This window comes from Alkalihalobacterium sp. APHAB7 (assembly GCF_048323755.1).
In the GTDB taxonomy this organism is placed as follows: Bacteria; Bacillota; Bacilli; order Bacillales; family Bacillaceae_F; genus Alkalihalobacterium.
This window is the reverse complement of the sequence record NZ_JBLWFS010000010.1, coordinates 42,745-58,852: the sequence shown is the minus strand read 5'-3', so window position 1 is coordinate 58,852 and position 16,108 is coordinate 42,745. Positions and strand designations below refer to the sequence as shown.

Genomic DNA, 16,108 nt, shown 5'->3' with positions numbered 1-16,108 from the left:
GCTTTTGTATTACACATCTTACTGCATGATTCGATTGACAATTTCTTTTGCTGTATCTTCACCATTTTTGATACAAGCGCCAATCCCGACGCCATAATAAGAACAACCAGCTAAAATAACATTAGGATATAGAGCCGACATGTTTTCTGTTAGTGACTGAACCGCTTGGCTGTGATTTAAATGATAATTTGGCATTAAATCATCCCAATTCGTCACTTGAACCGTTTTCGGTTTTCCTTGAAGGCCTAACCCTTTATGGATATCTGCTAATGCGGCTTCCACAAGTTCGTCTTCCGTCATCTGTTTTAAGGAAGAATAGACTTCACTTGAACTTTTATAAAAAAGGCGGACTAATAAATTGTGATTAGCTGACGTATGCTCCCATTTGCGACTCGTCCACGTACAAGCATTGCATTTTAGATTTCCGTTTTCTGAAACGATAAATCCTGTTCCGTCAGCCGGTAATTCCTCGTCCAGAATATCAAACCCTAGGTAAATACTAATAAGCGAAGAATTTTTAAATTCGTTAAAAACATCGTCTAATTGATCATGATTTAGTATTCGCTGCGTGACATCATGCGGAGTCGATAAGATGACATAGTCCGCTTCGATTGGTTCATGATTAGAAAATGTCAGTTGATAGCTTTCATTCTCTTTATGTACACTGGTTGTCGTAACACCTTTCAGAATAGTACAGTCGGTCAGTTCTTCTTCAAGCTTATCAATGATCGCCGAAAGGCCCGTATCAAAGGAGATGAATTTTTTATCGGACGCACCTTGGAATTGTTTTTTATTTTCTTCTAAACCCTTGATGATACTTCCAAATTTATTTTTATAATCGAGCAAATAAGGAAGGGTTGAAGCTAATGTCAGCTCATAAATATTCCCTGAGTAAACACCTGATAGAACAGGAGCAATTTGTTTCTCAACTAATTCTTTACCTAAGAAGTATTCTAAAAAAGAGCCGATGGAACTTTCCTTTGTGAACGTTTCATTTTTAGTTTGTAAATCTTTTAAGGCTGCTTGCTTCCCTTCTTCCGATACCAAAGTACTGTTATAAAGGGATTCCACGCTTGTCGGAATTCCAAAGATGGTATCAGCTGGGATCGGATGTAATTCGTCATTCGTGTAGATGTATGAGATACCCGTCGCGTTATAAACGAGTTGGTCCTCAAGTTGTAAATCTTGAACAAGCGGCATCACGCTTTCGTGCCGCGCAACCATGGAATCTGCTCCAGCTTCTATAATAAACTCGTCATTGCGTACCGTTTTAATTTTTCCGCCCAACTGTTCGTTTTTTTCAATGAGTTTTAATTGAAGGTCGAGATTGTGCTCTCTCTTTAGTTTTTGTAAGTAGTGCATTGTCGTTAGACCAGTAATTCCTCCACCTATAACTACAACTGTTTTCAGCGTACTCACTCCTAGATCCAAGTTTCAATTATGTATTATGATTATTTCTTTGTTACTTATCGCATTATTATCCTTTGTTCTTCATAATTTTAACATATTTTTCATGGGGATCATTCGTGTCCATCAAATTGTCATTTTTCTAGCTATGGCAGAGATTTGGTAAGGTTGTGATGGAATATAAGAATTTAGGGAATCCAACGATTTCAGCTTTAGAACGGATGAGGGTTTCAATTGGGAATTCAATTGGTAATGGATGTTTGAAAAAGGGCCATTCTATAAGATATGTTGGTTGAGTTGATCATGTTATCAACTGGGGATTTGGCGTTGAAATGTAACTCCTTGGGGTCACCCTGATTTGCGGAAGCATAGAAACGTGGTTGATCGGTGTAGATGCATTTTTTACGGTAACTGCTGCATTTTATGGGCGGAGTTTACTTTTTTATCAGCGTGACATCAATTTATCGGCGCAACTTTATTATATTGAAGGTTACGCCGAACTATTGATGTGACAGACGTTCAATTTCTGACTCTACTTTAAAAACACGTTTATTTAGTGCTTGTATTTCTGAGTCACGTACATCCATCTTATGGTTCATTTGCTTTAGTAAGGCAATTACATCTTCGGCTTGGTCTTTCTCAATTCGTCCCAGGGTAGTGTCTATCCGATCAAGCCTCTTATCTACTTGATCAAACCTCTTATCTACTTGCTCAAACCTTTGATTCGTACTAGCTTCCATTTGGTCAAATCTGTTATTGGTCGATGCTTTGAACTCTACTAAATGCCTCAAAATCTCATCTAATTTTTTATTCATATCACTCAACGTGATCACCTCCTTATTATTTCTAGTCTTTATTATATCATGCTGTATGACAAAATGACTTGTCGCCAAACCACCTTAACAAAAATTTTAAAAAAGTTGGCTTATACAGCTTCCAATCAATTTTCAACCACTCAATCGGTATACGTTATTTGCTTATTAGAGTTTCTCAATTTTAGTGCTCCCTTTCAAAATGTAATTTTTTACATAATCTTATATAGTGGTATAAATTTACTCATAGCATCCTACATATATCTATAGACAAAAAAGGTGTGATTCTCTTGTACATATGTCATACAATTCTATACAAGGAATGAGGGATGCGAATGAAGTCGCTTCAACAGCTTCAAAGGGAATTAGCCATTTCTACTGCGAAAGGAACACCTATGCTGTATGCGGGAATTTTGTTTTGGTTTCTTGCGGGGCTTTCCTATTTTTTTATCCCTGAAGACGTTAGGTTTTGGGTGTATATTTATGGAGTTGGAATTATCTTTCCGTTAGGGATACTTATTTCAAAAATCCTAAAAAAAGATCTGTTTGTTCATGACAATCCTCTGTCTTCGCTGGCTGGATTATTAGGGGCAATGCAAATTTTATTTATTCCCGTTGTTCTTATCTTTATTGCCAAAAATCCAGCAATTATCCCTTATGTGTTAGCGGTTCTAACAGGCGCTCATTTTTTACCTTTTTCCTGGATTTATCAAACAAAATGGTATCTCATTCACTCCTTTGCGATTATTGGTATTGCCCTCATCTCTTTTTATATCCCGAATGGACTGATGGTGTTTCTTCCGTTCGCATTAGTGGTTGAGTATTCCATTATTACCTGCTTTTTATCATTAGAGGTTAAACGATTAAAGGCCACGCAAGATACTACGCTATCTATTTGAGAGTTACTAAAAATACGTTAGGCATGGAGAGCTGTTCTCCATGCCTCATTTTTGTTGTTTAAATTTATAGGTTGATGACATGCGGATATGTTAACACTTAAGAAAATTGTAATTATAGGATCCTTCTAAAAATGTTTATATTTTGGCAACAACTTGGTAGTACAATAGAGTGTGGACGATCGACCTTTAAAAAGGAGTAACGCTTATGACAGAAACTAAGAGAATTCTTGTAATTGAAGACGATGAATCCATCTCAGATATCATTTCGTACTCACTGCGGAAAGAAGGCTATTTTGTACAATGTGCGTTTACCGGCAAAGAAGCGTACAGCTTGATGGAGATGATGCAGCCAAATTTAATTTTGTTGGATGTGATGCTGCCAGACACGAATGGCTTTGATCTATGTAAAAAAACAGTACATGACTTCCCTCATATTCCGATAATAATGCTGACCGCTCGAAATGACATTGTTGATAAAATTCTTGGATTAGAGCTAGGTGCCGATGATTATATAACAAAACCATTTGACATTCGTGAGCTTTTAACCCGTGTAAAAGTTGCATTGCGCCGGGGGCAACGTCTAGCAAACATCGAAACCTTCATGAAAATTAACGAATACATAAAAATCGATCCTGCCTCCCGTACGGTGTTCAAAAGAGATGATGAAGTGAAAATTAAACCGAAGGAATATGAACTGCTTTTGCTTTTTGCTGAGCATAAAAATCGAGTGTTTTCACGGGAAGAGATCCTGGATTATGTTTGGGATATGAACTATGAGGGCGATTTAAGGACGGTCGATGTCCATGTACAAAGACTACGAAAAAAACTAGATTGCGAGTCTCTCCCGTCGATTATTGAAACGGTGTTTGGAATTGGGTATAAGATGAAAGGATTGCAATGATGGTTAGGAAATGGACGATCCAAAGAAAGTTTCTGCTCGGCTTTTTACTTATTTTTTCTATTTCACTGCTGTTGCTCAATGCATTTATTAGCAATATGCTGAACAAAAACAGCGAGAACATTATTAAAGCCGAGATGGAAAATACACAACAGTACTCGAGAGAATATATTAAGCAGCATCTTCTTTTAAAAAACTTAACGGGTGATGTGTTTTCCCACTCTGGAAATTCGTTAGTTCAGGAATTAAGTGAAAATCTGCGAAGTAATGTCACCTTGTATGATATAGAGGGAAATTTTCTTTACGAAGCAATTGATGAACAAGAATATGTGATTGTCAATACGAAACCGAGTAAACGGTTAGAAGAAAGCAGTGGCCATGACCTGCAGTTGGCCCTGAACAATAAATCGGCCTACACGATCAATCAAATCGACAATGAATGGGTTGTTAACTTCTCCTACCCTCTTTATATTAACGGCGAGCATTACGGCATTATCCGTTTAACGAAAGATTACTCTGCTTTATTTGCTTCCAACCAAAAAGTTTTGACCAGTCTCACCTATTTTACGTTAGTGCTCTTTACTGTTATTTTTCTGTTTTCTTATATATTATCGCGGAAAATCACGAAACCACTTTCGAAAGTAACTGAAGCATTCTCCGAAGTGGCTCGAGGGAAGTACGATACGGAACTGCAAATTAACACCGGTGATGAAATAGAAGAACTAAATGACCGCTTTCATGAGATGAAAGAACAAATTAAAGAACAAATTGCAGTCATTACTGAGGAAAAGGAAAAAGTCGAAAAGCTAGAAAAAACAAGGCGTGAGTTTTTTAATAATGTCACCCATGAATTAAAAACACCTTTAACAACAATATCGGGATATTCGCAAATATTATCGGATGAAGATTTTAACGATCCGATCTTTTTGAAAAAGGCAGCCGAACGTATAAAAAAAGAAAGTGACCGGCTTCATGAAATGGTCGTTGATGTAATCGAACTATCCAAACAAACGAACTACGACGTCGAGAAAGTTGATGTTTCTCATCTGATCAAGCAGTTATGCGAAGACTTGCAAATGAACGCCACAAAATACGGAATGTCCATCACATATGATACAGAACCATCTCTATTTATCATAGGCATTGAAAACCAGCTACTAGAAGTCATTATGAACTTAATAGATAACGCCATTAAATATGGGGAAAATCACTCTACCATTCAAATCGTTGCCTATGAACAATCAAATCGTGCCATGATCAAAGTATCGAACCACTGTAAAACCTTTAACCCAGCCATTCTAGAGAATGCTTTTGAACCATTTTTCCGTGGTGGTCAGTCAACAAAAGCAGAAAAGGGCAGTACGGGACTTGGACTCTATATTTGTAAACAAATCGTTCATGAACATGGGGGTACCATCGCCATTGAAGAAAAGAACGGTGTTATTACTTTAACGATCTCCCTCCCACTTTGGCAATAACTTGGCAACATATACACTCTTTCTGGCAATAACTCTTTCGTACAATCAAGTTGTAAAAAATAAGAGGAGGTTTTTCAAATGAAAGTCGTTCAAGGAATTTTAGGAGTAACACTCGCTGTATCCGTTCTAGCTGGTTGTAACACGCAAGGAAATGTACAAGGAGAGGGAACAACAGTTATCGTTAGCGAAGATGTTATTCTCGAAAGTATCATTTCTGATGCGAAGGTTGCGGTTTCTCAACCCGAACAAATCACACTGAAAGAAAATATCACATATGGTGAACTACTTAAAATTGAAGGTGAAAAACTTTACTACACAAAAGAAAACTCACTTTTTTCTACAAGCATCGATGGTACAAATTCTACGTTAATTGAACAAATCTCTGCCCAACAGCTGTCTAGAAATGGTAAAAAAGCATTAAGTGTAGAAAATAACAGCGCATACGTAGTAACGCTTGAAACGGGTAAAAAGAAAAAAGTCGCAGAATTAGATGAAAACTATGGGATGTTAGCTTCGCTGACCCAAAAGGAGATTATCTATTTTACTATGAATTTACAGACTCCAATTTAGTCTTAATTAACACCGACACGACTGAAAAAACATTGTATGACTTTAATCAATTGTTTGATAGTCCTAGGAACTTCTCATTTCCAGCCGGCACGATCCATAATAAAGATGTCTACTTAGCCGCTCATATCCAAGATAAAGGCACTGCCTTATATAAGCTTTCTGCGGACAACCAAGTTGAAAAAGTGATTACCTTAAAAAACATCAACGATAATATCTTTGATTTTGAATTCATTCATGACGACTTACTCGTATTTAATGGTGTCTATGATGAAGAACCAGGTATTTTCTTTTTTGACCTGAATAAAAAGGCGGTAACGAAAGTCGTCTCAGGCGGCACGAGCTCGGAAGGAACTTGGATTCCATCCTACAGTATCTCCCCTGATGGAACAAAGTTGCTTTTTAATACGATCCTGCATAAAGGCGATCAATTTTTAGATAATGTCTTTATTGCATCCATTGAGAACAATCAACTATCAAAAAGTATTCAAATCATTCAAAACGCAGAACTGCCAGCGGTAATAAAATTATTAGCGCACTGGAACCAAGACTCTTCTGCTTTTTACATTCCACGTTCCGATAATAGTGAAAGAGGCTATAGTGACCTTAAAATTGATTATATTTCAGTTTATGAACTAGATAAAATTGAAACGGAATAACTCTTAGCTCCTATCCATTACCTATACGCTCACAAACAACGATTAATGAGCAAATTTAAAGTCCCCTAAAAAATTAGGGGACTCATAGGAGAAGCAGAATATACGATTATTGGTCGTCGACCATCGATGACAATGGATAGTGATTGGTCACAGGTAAAAGTGTAATCGGTGATGGGTAATTGGTTGGACCATTCGCCGTTACAAGATCCCATTGAAAGAAATGAAGTTCTTCTCCTATGCCTTGAAATGGACTCTCACCATTTCAAGGTTTAGAAATACTTTTCACTATCAAAATCTAATTCGATTGCATAGTTTTTGGCATTGATGAGGTTTGAAAGTTTATTAGCCTGACGCTCAAGCTCTAACCCTTTCTGACGATAATCTTCTGGTTCAAACATTGCAACTTTTACGACCAAGACATTGTCACCAAAAGGATATAATGGCTCTTCTTTTGGGGAAGCGCCCAATTCTTTACATTTTCTTGCCTTAGCTCTTAGCTGAGTCGCTAACTCAATCGCTTCAACAATCGTTAAAGTTTCCTGATTATATTCCACCTGATTTTCATAGTTCGCTTGATACATTAATTTATCCAACAGACGAAAGTCTTTGCGGATGTCGTCTAGTTCTTTCTCGACATCTGCGAGGGTACGAACTTGCGCTGGGATTTTACTTCCGTTATCGATTTGAACAAAGGCGACTCGGTACATTTCCTCCTCCAATTCATGAATTCGCTTTGACAAAATACTTTTTAGCTTTACCGCTTCTGCTAGAGAGATTTTTGACATACCTTACCTCCATACGAATGATCTATTTTTTTCTCTTAAAAGATCTAACTTGATTTCTTCCGCCTTGTTTGGCTTGGTACAATGCTTCATCAGCTGCCTTGATGATCGTCGCAGGGTCACTAGCCTTTGTCGGGATGACACTGGCTGTGCCAATACTGATCGTTAGAAAACTATTAATTAATGAACCTGCATGAGGAATTTTTAACTTTTCAATAGTTCCCCTTATCGTTTCGGCTACATGTTTGGCTCCTTTTTCATCTGTATCCGGTAAGATGACGCTAAACTCTTCGCCACCATAACGACAGACGACATCGATGGGACGCTTCAACGTTTTTTGTACTGCTGAAGCTACTTGCTTTAAACATTCATCCCCCTTTTGATGACCGTATGTGTCGTTATATGGCTTAAAATAATCAATATCAATCATCAATAACGAAATATCGCTGGAATATCTTATCGCTCGCTTCCACTCTTTAATTAATCTTTCATCAAAATAACGCCGATTACCTATTCCTGTCAATCCGTCTTTAGTAGACAAATGTTGCAGCTTTTCGTTTACTGCCTGGAGTTTTTGTTCTTCAATTTTTCTTTGGGTTATGTCACGGGACATGACAATCAGTTGCGGGTCAGCCGGGTCACGTCCCGGTAGAAATCGAACGGTAGACTCAAACCAAATATATGTCCCGTCCTTCTGTTGAATCCGGTACGTAGAAACACCCGTACCATTTATCATCATCAGCTCGTGATTTTGTCTCACAATTTTATGATCTTCTTGGTGGATTAAGGCGTATCCGCATTTCCCGATTAACTCTTTATCATCATATTGTAAAATCTCTTTAACTGCAGCAGAGACAAATAGATATTCACCTTCAGCATTATGTATCGTGATCATATCTCTTGAGTATTCCGTAATGATTTGGAACAGTTCCTCAATCTCCTGAAGCTTTTTTTCTACTAATTTCCTCTCAGTGATGTTGCGAGAAATTACTATTAGTTTAGGCTCATTGACTGCTTCTAAATTGTCCTCTTCTCCAAATGATCTCCCGTACAAACTCTGGATGGAAGATTCAAACCAAATGTATTCTCCGTCTTTTCTTCTTATTCGATAAGTAGACACGACATATCCGGTATTGAGGAGGATTTCATGATTTTTTCTCGACAGTTCATGGTCGTCTGGATGTATAAACTGATAACTGTCTTGGCCCACTAATTCTTCACTAGTATACTGCAGGATTTTTTCTCCGGCGGGAGATACATAAAGGTACCTTCCAGCTGAGTCGTGTACAGTGATCATATCGCTTGAATACTCAGCAATAAGTTGAAAAAGATCTTCACCCTTGCTTAAATTTGCTAAAATTGGATTTCTCATCCTATGTCTCCCCTATCCCGATTCTTCTCTATAAAAAAGACCAACAAACAAGTTGGTTGTATCATCTCGTCCTATATAATATGATTTAGTGTAATTAGAAACTGAACTTACCTGAGTTGAAACGTGACTTTTTATCTAGTTTAATTATACTATATTAGGCTAACATTGGAAATTTTAAAGTGAAATTTTCTTAATTTAGTAACATGTTTATATAATTTTTGTCACTTTCCGGTAGGTTTTCGTAATGGTTATACCATTCTCCTGATTTTTCCCTCTACTGCACATCAAAACGCTCCTTCTGGTCTTGATCCTATTAAGGTATTATACTAGTGCAAAATAGTAAATAACAAAACCAGCGATAAAAACCGTATCACCGATCACATGGTAGAAACGTACTTTGGACTTTTTGACTTTTGCCAAGCTCGTTTCGAATAAAATTAGATAGACATTGGCAATGAAGAGAACGGCAGATAGGATGATGACAAAAAGGCTGCCTGTAATCAAGATTGCCAAAATATAAAACAACCAGCTGCGCAAAAATGAAAAAGCCATCACAAACAACAATAAGGAAAAACTATGTGGGTTAATATCCAACTCTTCCTCAGATGATATTTCTGCCAAACTTTCTTTAATCTTTTTATGTTCCCTCAAGTAACTAACATTCACCCAAAGTAAAATAAAACAATATATCAGTAAAACAAGATCTTCACGACCAGTTATAAGATCTGTCATTGTAATCCCCTCCCGCTAGTCACCATTAAAATTAGTAGGTTACCTCCCAAAATTCCCGGTCCTCTAAAACAAGGTCATATGGGGTTTGAATATTAGCCCATCGAATGGTTCTTTTTTTATATAATGGTCGGTCTTCGTGTCCATTTAAACTAGTAAAATATTCTAGTATTCCACTAGCTTCAAGTGCTTCTTCCATATAGTCATAAAGAATAGTTAAACACTTCGTTTCGACAGACCGCCTCGTAATTTGTGTTTTTAGCGGCATATGATTGTGGTCACACGCAACTTGGTGTTTAAACGAAAAATGGGTACTATATGAAAATCGCTTTTTTGTGTTTGCGTCATAATTATTTTCAAAAAACAAATGTGTAAAATCCCATTCATTATGAAAAATATGAGGTCTTTCCACGGAAACAGGCTTGGAGCCAAAAGAACCTGCCTTTAATCTCATCGGTGATGCAATATATATGTATTGTGTCATTGTATGGTCATCCATCTCTTCCTTATTTTTTTCTTAGTATGTAGTACGTTTGACTGGCAAAAAAGTTCCAAAAAATACTCACTCTGTTTTTAGTTGATCAAAGTGAGTAGTTCTATATTTTAAAATTATAGCCAGTATGTATTTCTTCCTTGTGACTTTTCATTACTCCTTGTACCCTGCACCGGACTTTGGTTGACTGTCTTCTAGTTCCTTCACTCTTTTTCCAATTAGAACATCTTTATGCCCAAACACGAATACGATAGTAACAATGGAAAAAAATCAGGAGGCGACGTAAATGTTACAAGTAGCAGGGGTGCCTTTTCAACCGAGTAGCTTGTTGCAGCTTGGTACGATAGAAAGAGTGATTATTCAGCAAATGATGAACGCTCCAGTTGTCTATTCATATCCTTCCGTTCGTGAACTACAGTTTGAAATTAGTGCTCGAAAACATATTATAGAAAGTGCTAAGGCTATGAATGAAAGCCAAGTGGAGTTTACCACTTTCAGGTATGCCCGTTGTAACCCTACATACTGGAATTTGACGGGGGCAGGCGGTTTTTTACTTAGACCTGACGTGTTTCCAGCAGATGCTATTCTAGACATTTATCGAAATAGTTCACTGTATGCGTTTGAATGTGCAACAGCTGTCGTCATCATCTATTATCATGCCATTTTAAAAAGTATTGGCAGGACTGCTTTTAATACTTTTTTTCGAAATCTCTATTTATATAGTTGGCATACTGATCCGGACCTTGGACTTAATACCTTTCACGGAAGTCATTTTTTACCTGGTGATGTGATTTATTTTAATAATCCGGACTTTCATATCCAAACACCTTGGTTTAGAGGATTAAATGCGGTTATATTAGAAGATGGTCATTACTTTGGGCACGGTTTTGGAATTATGAGCGGCCGAGAAATAATCGATTTCCTGAATACACAGCGTAATCCAGGAAGTATTCAGCCCGCTTATTTAGGAAGTATAGTTACAAGACCTTCCTTTGACAGATTATCTAACCTCTCTATAGCTCTCCATAGGGAGCGAACCGTTCATAAAAAGACACCGCGCTTAGTCCACCATAATAAAAATCGTATCTCATTAGTACAGCATTTACACTACTGTAATACCGAGATACAAAGTTAGAAAAATCTATTTAAGCCTAGGCGGCACCCAAGACACTAACCCATTTTTAAGGGAGACGGGCTCCACTTTCAATTAGGTGAGTATAATGTAGTGTAAATACACAAACACGAAAGGATGTATAAACATGTACGCAAACGTAAATGCAGCACCTTTTATGGGCGCAAACGTATCACCTATGATGATGGATAATGTATCACCTATGATGATGGATAATGTACCACCTACTATGACTGCTCCTATGGCTCACCACCCTTATATGGCTCCTTCTTATGGTTATGGTTGCCCTACTCCAGCACGCGGAGTCGATAACTTTGTATTGATTGTTGTGTTGTTTATCTTATTAATTATTGTCGGTGCCAGCTTCACAAAATACTAATCTAAAAACTTCTGCTTACTAAACAAGGACATATTCTTTGAATATGTCCTTGTTTTCATGATGCCCCCTCTAGTTGATCACATCATTCAACAATTCACTTTTCATATGATTTCTTATTTCAATACCACAACGAAACTTTCTACAATAATTAAAAAGGCAAGGATTGAACGGATTGTTCTCCCACGCGATAATCATTTAAACCGTTCTCTACTAAGGCAACTTATTCAAATCAATTCATAAGCCAATTCTGTCATTCTATGCCTTAGAACAAGCTGGGCTTTTCTCGCTCTTTCATCTAAGATTTTGAGATCTTCTGTTTGAGTTTGCCATGGTAATTTCGTTTCGTTTTCCAGTTTTTCTACTTCTTCATCCATCCAAGTTTCGTATTTTTCATAAGTTGTGATCGCAACCTGTTCCTCCTGAAATTCTTCTGGAACAGAATAGTGCAACTTACTCAACCACTTGGAAAATGCTTTTTCACCATATGTATCTATTCGCTTATTAAAAGTGGAAATTAATTCCACTATTAAATGAGGGTCAAAACTTTGTTCCTTCATCTTCGATTCTAAAAGTTGTAATGTAGCGTCTGCAGACATTTCCTTTTTGTTCGTTTTTATTAATGCAGCTATTCCCCCAGCTACCATGAGACATCCAGCTATAGAAGCTACAGCTTTTCGCCAATTCATCTTAATTCTCCTCCCTCACTTTTTCAGTCATTGTTTTATTTAAACTTCTTGTATCTACTTTAATTTTTATTAGATTATAAAATTAACTAGATTTACCAGTTTCTATATAATACCATAAATATATGAGAACTTTTTTACTTTTCTAAAAGATAGGAGCCTTCATATGAATAGTGATTGGTTTGGAGATATTTTGAAAGACAATGAAAAGAGCGGTGAACGATTAAAAGGAATGGGAAAACCGCTTTCTAGGGAAACACTCGAAGGAAATGTACTCGATCGTACCGTGAAAAACGCAGGATATTTACCAGAATGGGTATCGTTACAACAAGAAGTTCGGTCTCGCTTAATTACGCTCATTCCTAACTTGCAAAACGTCGACAGACAAAATGAAATTGATCAAGAAATTGACGCCATCAACATTCTAGTGAAAAAATACAATAAAATATGCCCTGCCCCCATGCAAAAAATGCTAATCACACAGGAATTAGCTGAAACTCAACTGAAACGTTGGGAGTAGCAGCGGAATCTATTTGAAAAAATAGTTGTTTCATAGTTATATTGTCTGATTTCACATTTTATTGTCCGATTTATTGATTTATTGTCCGATTTCTTATTTTATTGTCCAAAATATGACAATACCTAATCCGAAGCAACAGGAGCACGTAATATAACTGCTTTCACCACTTTTATACCGAAATAACAAAATCCAGGGTGAAAGCTTTCGCCCCTGGATTTTGTTTTTCACTATTCATTTTCGTTTAGTTAGCAATACGCATCCACAAAGTATTGCGGGTTGAGCGGTTGACCTGTTACTTTTTCGATTTTTTCGTTCCAATGGTATTTTGAGCCTGGTTTGAAAAACTCTTCTCTTAGGAAGTTCCCAACGGTTGGTGTGAAAAATTGCTCAGACAAATCCGTCTTAATATATTGATGGAGCTGAGCAGAAGTCAGTTCTCCTAATAAGTAATTTTGGTAGTAAACAGGCGCTAACGTAAAGTGAATTTTCGCTGCCCAGTCTGGCAGGTTTCGATCTTCTGGTGCATTTATTAACTGAATGTCACTTACCAGCTTCCACCAAAGTGCATTTAAATCTTGATCTGGATTTTCATAAAGCTCTTTTTCAAAGAAGACAAACGTAATAATCCAACGAGCAGAAATTAACATTTTTAGTTGCTCGTATTTTTCAAGAGCCGGTGCCAGTGTGTCGAGTTGCTTATTGTCTAGCTTCAAGAAAGTCGCTAACCACTCGCGATTTTCAGTCATTTTTCCAAATAACATCGCGATCGCCTCTGTTGTTAACGTATGAGCGGGTGCTCTCAAAACGTACGGTAATTTTGTATCTAAATATTTGAAGTATGCCGCATGTCCAAACTCGTGTAACATCGTACCCATCCAGTAAGAGTTCGGTTGATTGTTACATAGGACGCGTGTGTCACCTTCTCTGTCCATATCCATACAGAAAGCTGTTGGATTTTTACCTGGACGAGGGTTCAGATCACTTTTAGCATATAAGTCTTCAATAGGAATATTCATGGCTGCAAATGTATCAGCCGTTAATTTCTCAAGATCTTCATTTTTAAAATACGGATCTAAATTCGTTTCTTCTGAAGCCGGCGCTTCTTGGAAAAATGGATCAACATAGTGCCACGGACGAAGGTCAGAAACGTCCATTCCGAACTTAGCAGCTAATTGCTCATCCAAATCACTCTTTAATTGACGGTACGTGTCATTTGATAAGTCAACTAACTTTTGGAAGATAGCAAAAATCTCTTCTCGATCCAATTCCTGATTTTCAAATGACATTTCATGGTAGTTATTATATCCTACCGCTTTGGCGGCTTCATTTCGTTTCATGACTAATGTTAATAGTTTTTCCTCGACGACTTGACCGACTTCTTTAGATGCTTTCCATGCGTCTTCACGTTCTTGCAAGTCCTCACTGTTTAACAAAATATTACGAACGTCATTGGCCGATAACTTCTTCCCATTAACTTCTGGTTCGTATGTATTAAACATGTGGTTCAGCTCAGCTGAAAGTTGCGACAGCTCTTGTAAGCTTTCTTTAGGAAGTTGATTTTCTTTAAACTGACTTTGCAGAGCTTCTAGTTGACGTGTTTCGATCGCCGTTAATTCCGATTCTCTTAAATAGTTTTGAACCGCGTTAAACAGTTCACTGTTGGAAAAATAAGTACGAAACTCAGTTTGCGCTTCACCTACTTTATCCGCCCACTCTTTTTCACCCGTGGTTTGTGCCATCCAACTAGCATCTGTAATATTACGATAAAGCTTGTCAACCATCAAATTTTGATCCTTTAGAAACTGTTGTACCGTCATGCATCTTCCTCCATTTATAAATAAAATGACTAGCTTTATTGGGAGTTACTTTTAATATAATACTATACTAAAAAACCACTGAAATGCTAATAGTTTACCTCTTTATTTTTCTAAAATTTGATAATCTTTCGTTTTGGTAACCGGTATGTTGTGTTGTGTGGCAAACCGGTATAGTTCATCATAGACTTCGTAGGGATGGAAATTAATAATCCTCATATTTAGTTTTTTTCTTACTTCAATAACAGCCCCTTTTACTTCCCAACCATAGCGTCTAAATTTAATCTTTTCTACATAATCGGAATTGGTATTTATAGTCAATACTGGGAGTTTATGCAATCTAACAAAAAATACGAATGCGGTTGGATGAATAATGAATGTATAGTTTAAGAATAATGTTAGGAAGAGAAGCACTAAAAATAATATCCCCACTACTAGTTGCCATTCAGAATAGCTTGAACTAAATCTAATTAAATTAAAAATACTTATAACTAAAAGTAAAAGAAGTGGCAACTTTGATGTTTTAGCCGTAAACACCATGCGCAGGCCTCCCTTCTATCGTATTCTCTTTTATACAGAAAATTGCTATAATCTATTACAAAATTTTTTTGGATTATATAATAGAAAGTTTATAGTTAACTTTGCTTCTTCTCCAGCTTTTGTAAAATATCATCTATTTTTTCCTCAATACGTATCATGCGCTTTTTGTTCTCGATGGTAGTCCTTATGAAAAACACAATCAGCATAATAAAACCTATTAATACTGCTAAACTAAGTAATTGGAAAATGGCATCAAATACATTAAATTCAATTTCACCAAACATCTCGTATCACCTCGTGTCTTTTTGTTTATTTGCATTATGTTGGAGATCCGTTTTTTCTACGAGCCTCTAACTCTGACTCCTGTATTCTTCTAGCTTCTCACTTACAATTACTGAGAACCGTACTAATCATAAAACTCCATATGCTCTTTTTCTTGTTTATAGTAATCGATTCGGTCTTGCAGTGTGCCTGTATGGAATTCGAATTTGTGACCATCAGGATCTGTAAAATAGATTGATTTTCGATCTCTTTCATCTCTTGGCCGTCCCGAAAGGATATTTACACCTAGCCTTTCTAGCTTCTCGTACATTGGCTCGTAATCGGCTTCTTCTATTGAAAATGCGATATGCGTGTAAGATTGATTGATTTCCTGACGCGGAATTTCCTTTTCTTCATTCAAGGCTAGCCACATCCCATTTAGGTCAAAATAAGCTGTCGTTCTCCCCTTTACTAGCAATCTCGCATCAAAAACGTCTTTGTAAAAAATAATGGCCTGCTCTAAATCAGAAACCGAAAATAAAAAATGATTTAGACCTTTTATAGACACGGTCTCACCTCAACTCTTATATTGGTATCACACTAGCTTCGTATGAATTTGTTCATCCGAAGACTTAATAACTTTCCAAAACCCCTTACTGAACCGTTCGATCTATCAACTGAGA

The 16,108-nt window shown here is 37.0% G+C and carries 19 protein-coding genes; 8 read left to right on the top strand and 11 right to left on the bottom strand.

Going from position 1 to position 16,108, the window contains the following annotated elements:
• Positions 1-18: 18 nt before the first annotated feature.
• Positions 19-1,410 carry a protoporphyrinogen oxidase gene (locus tag ACNSTQ_RS11975; RefSeq protein ID WP_418200141.1) on the bottom strand — a complete coding sequence of 464 codons (1,392 nt, stop codon included), beginning with the start codon at positions 1,408-1,410 and terminating at the stop codon, positions 19-21.
• A gap of 497 nt (positions 1,411-1,907) precedes the next feature.
• Positions 1,908-2,231, bottom strand: a complete 324-nt coding sequence (locus tag ACNSTQ_RS11970) for a hypothetical protein (RefSeq protein ID WP_418200050.1) — start codon at positions 2,229-2,231, stop codon at positions 1,908-1,910.
• A gap of 323 nt (positions 2,232-2,554) precedes the next feature.
• Between ACNSTQ_RS11970 and ACNSTQ_RS11965 the strand changes: the two genes are divergently transcribed.
• The 5 genes from ACNSTQ_RS11965 to ACNSTQ_RS11945 all read left to right on the top strand — a co-directional run bounded on the left by ACNSTQ_RS11965 (position 2,555) and on the right by ACNSTQ_RS11945 (position 6,720).
• Complete coding sequence (locus ACNSTQ_RS11965) at positions 2,555-3,118, top strand: DUF7010 family protein (RefSeq protein ID WP_418200049.1); 564 nt, start codon at positions 2,555-2,557, stop codon at positions 3,116-3,118.
• A gap of 205 nt (positions 3,119-3,323) precedes the next feature.
• On the top strand, positions 3,324-4,019 hold the full coding sequence (locus ACNSTQ_RS11960) for a response regulator transcription factor (protein WP_418200048.1): 696 nt from the start codon (positions 3,324-3,326) through the stop codon (positions 4,017-4,019).
• Positions 4,019-5,494: an ATP-binding protein gene (locus ACNSTQ_RS11955; protein ID WP_418200047.1), complete on the top strand. Its 1,476-nt coding sequence runs from the start codon at positions 4,019-4,021 to the stop codon at positions 5,492-5,494. The genes ACNSTQ_RS11960 and ACNSTQ_RS11955 overlap by 1 nt, the downstream gene beginning before the upstream one ends.
• Positions 5,495-5,572: 78 nt before the next feature.
• Positions 5,573-6,064 carry a hypothetical protein gene (locus ACNSTQ_RS11950; RefSeq protein WP_418200046.1) on the top strand — a complete coding sequence of 164 codons (492 nt, stop codon included), beginning with the start codon at positions 5,573-5,575 and terminating at the stop codon, positions 6,062-6,064.
• Between the two features lie 50 nt (positions 6,065-6,114).
• A complete protein-coding gene (locus ACNSTQ_RS11945) occupies positions 6,115-6,720 on the top strand; it encodes a hypothetical protein (protein ID WP_418200045.1) in 606 nt (201 codons plus the stop codon).
• Positions 6,721-6,989: 269 nt separating this feature from the next.
• Here ACNSTQ_RS11945 and ACNSTQ_RS11940 read toward each other — a convergent pair whose 3' ends face one another.
• From ACNSTQ_RS11940 to ACNSTQ_RS11925, 4 genes are all read right to left on the bottom strand, one after another.
• Entirely contained in the window at positions 6,990-7,505 is a 516-nt protein-coding gene (locus ACNSTQ_RS11940) for a hypothetical protein (protein ID WP_418200044.1), read from the bottom strand.
• A gap of 22 nt (positions 7,506-7,527) precedes the next feature.
• Positions 7,528-8,874 (bottom strand): diguanylate cyclase domain-containing protein, encoded by a 1,347-nt coding sequence (locus ACNSTQ_RS11935; RefSeq protein WP_418200043.1) that lies wholly within the window; start codon positions 8,872-8,874, stop codon positions 7,528-7,530.
• A gap of 321 nt (positions 8,875-9,195) precedes the next feature.
• On the bottom strand, positions 9,196-9,606 hold the full coding sequence (locus ACNSTQ_RS11930) for a hypothetical protein (RefSeq protein ID WP_418200042.1): 411 nt from the start codon (positions 9,604-9,606) through the stop codon (positions 9,196-9,198).
• A gap of 31 nt (positions 9,607-9,637) precedes the next feature.
• Positions 9,638-10,087, bottom strand: coding sequence for a hypothetical protein (locus tag ACNSTQ_RS11925; protein WP_418200041.1), 450 nt, complete (start codon positions 10,085-10,087; stop codon positions 9,638-9,640).
• A 295-nt stretch (positions 10,088-10,382) separates the two neighbouring features.
• Between ACNSTQ_RS11925 and ACNSTQ_RS11920 the strand changes: the two genes are divergently transcribed.
• Positions 10,383-11,231: a protein-glutamine gamma-glutamyltransferase gene (locus ACNSTQ_RS11920; RefSeq protein ID WP_418200040.1), complete on the top strand. Its 849-nt coding sequence runs from the start codon at positions 10,383-10,385 to the stop codon at positions 11,229-11,231.
• A gap of 124 nt (positions 11,232-11,355) precedes the next feature.
• Positions 11,356-11,607, top strand: a complete 252-nt coding sequence (locus tag ACNSTQ_RS11915; protein ID WP_418200039.1) for a YjcZ family sporulation protein — start codon at positions 11,356-11,358, stop codon at positions 11,605-11,607.
• 224 nt (positions 11,608-11,831) lie between these two features.
• Here the strand turns inward: ACNSTQ_RS11915 and ACNSTQ_RS11910 are convergent, their stop codons facing one another.
• Complete coding sequence (locus ACNSTQ_RS11910) at positions 11,832-12,293, bottom strand: hypothetical protein (protein WP_418200038.1); 462 nt, start codon at positions 12,291-12,293, stop codon at positions 11,832-11,834.
• A 163-nt stretch (positions 12,294-12,456) separates the two neighbouring features.
• On the opposite strand from ACNSTQ_RS11910, the gene ACNSTQ_RS11905 reads away from it, so the two are divergent.
• Entirely contained in the window at positions 12,457-12,810 is a 354-nt protein-coding gene (locus ACNSTQ_RS11905) for a DnaJ family domain-containing protein (RefSeq protein ID WP_418200037.1), read from the top strand.
• A 245-nt stretch (positions 12,811-13,055) separates the two neighbouring features.
• Here ACNSTQ_RS11905 and ACNSTQ_RS11900 read toward each other — a convergent pair whose 3' ends face one another.
• The 4 genes from ACNSTQ_RS11900 to fosM all read right to left on the bottom strand — a co-directional run bounded on the left by ACNSTQ_RS11900 (position 13,056) and on the right by fosM (position 15,993).
• The gene (locus ACNSTQ_RS11900) at positions 13,056-14,627 is read right to left on the bottom strand and encodes a M3 family metallopeptidase (RefSeq protein ID WP_418200036.1); all 1,572 of its coding nucleotides are present in this window, start codon (positions 14,625-14,627) and stop codon (positions 13,056-13,058) included.
• A 102-nt stretch (positions 14,628-14,729) separates the two neighbouring features.
• Entirely contained in the window at positions 14,730-15,164 is a 435-nt protein-coding gene (locus tag ACNSTQ_RS11895) for a hypothetical protein (protein WP_418200035.1), read from the bottom strand.
• Positions 15,165-15,259: 95 nt separating this feature from the next.
• Complete coding sequence (locus tag ACNSTQ_RS11890; RefSeq protein WP_418200034.1) at positions 15,260-15,448, bottom strand: DUF4083 family protein; 189 nt, start codon at positions 15,446-15,448, stop codon at positions 15,260-15,262.
• Between the two features lie 122 nt (positions 15,449-15,570).
• A complete protein-coding gene (gene fosM / locus ACNSTQ_RS11885) occupies positions 15,571-15,993 on the bottom strand; it encodes a FosM family fosfomycin resistance protein (protein WP_418200033.1) in 423 nt (140 codons plus the stop codon).
• Positions 15,994-16,108: the final 115 nt, after the last annotated feature.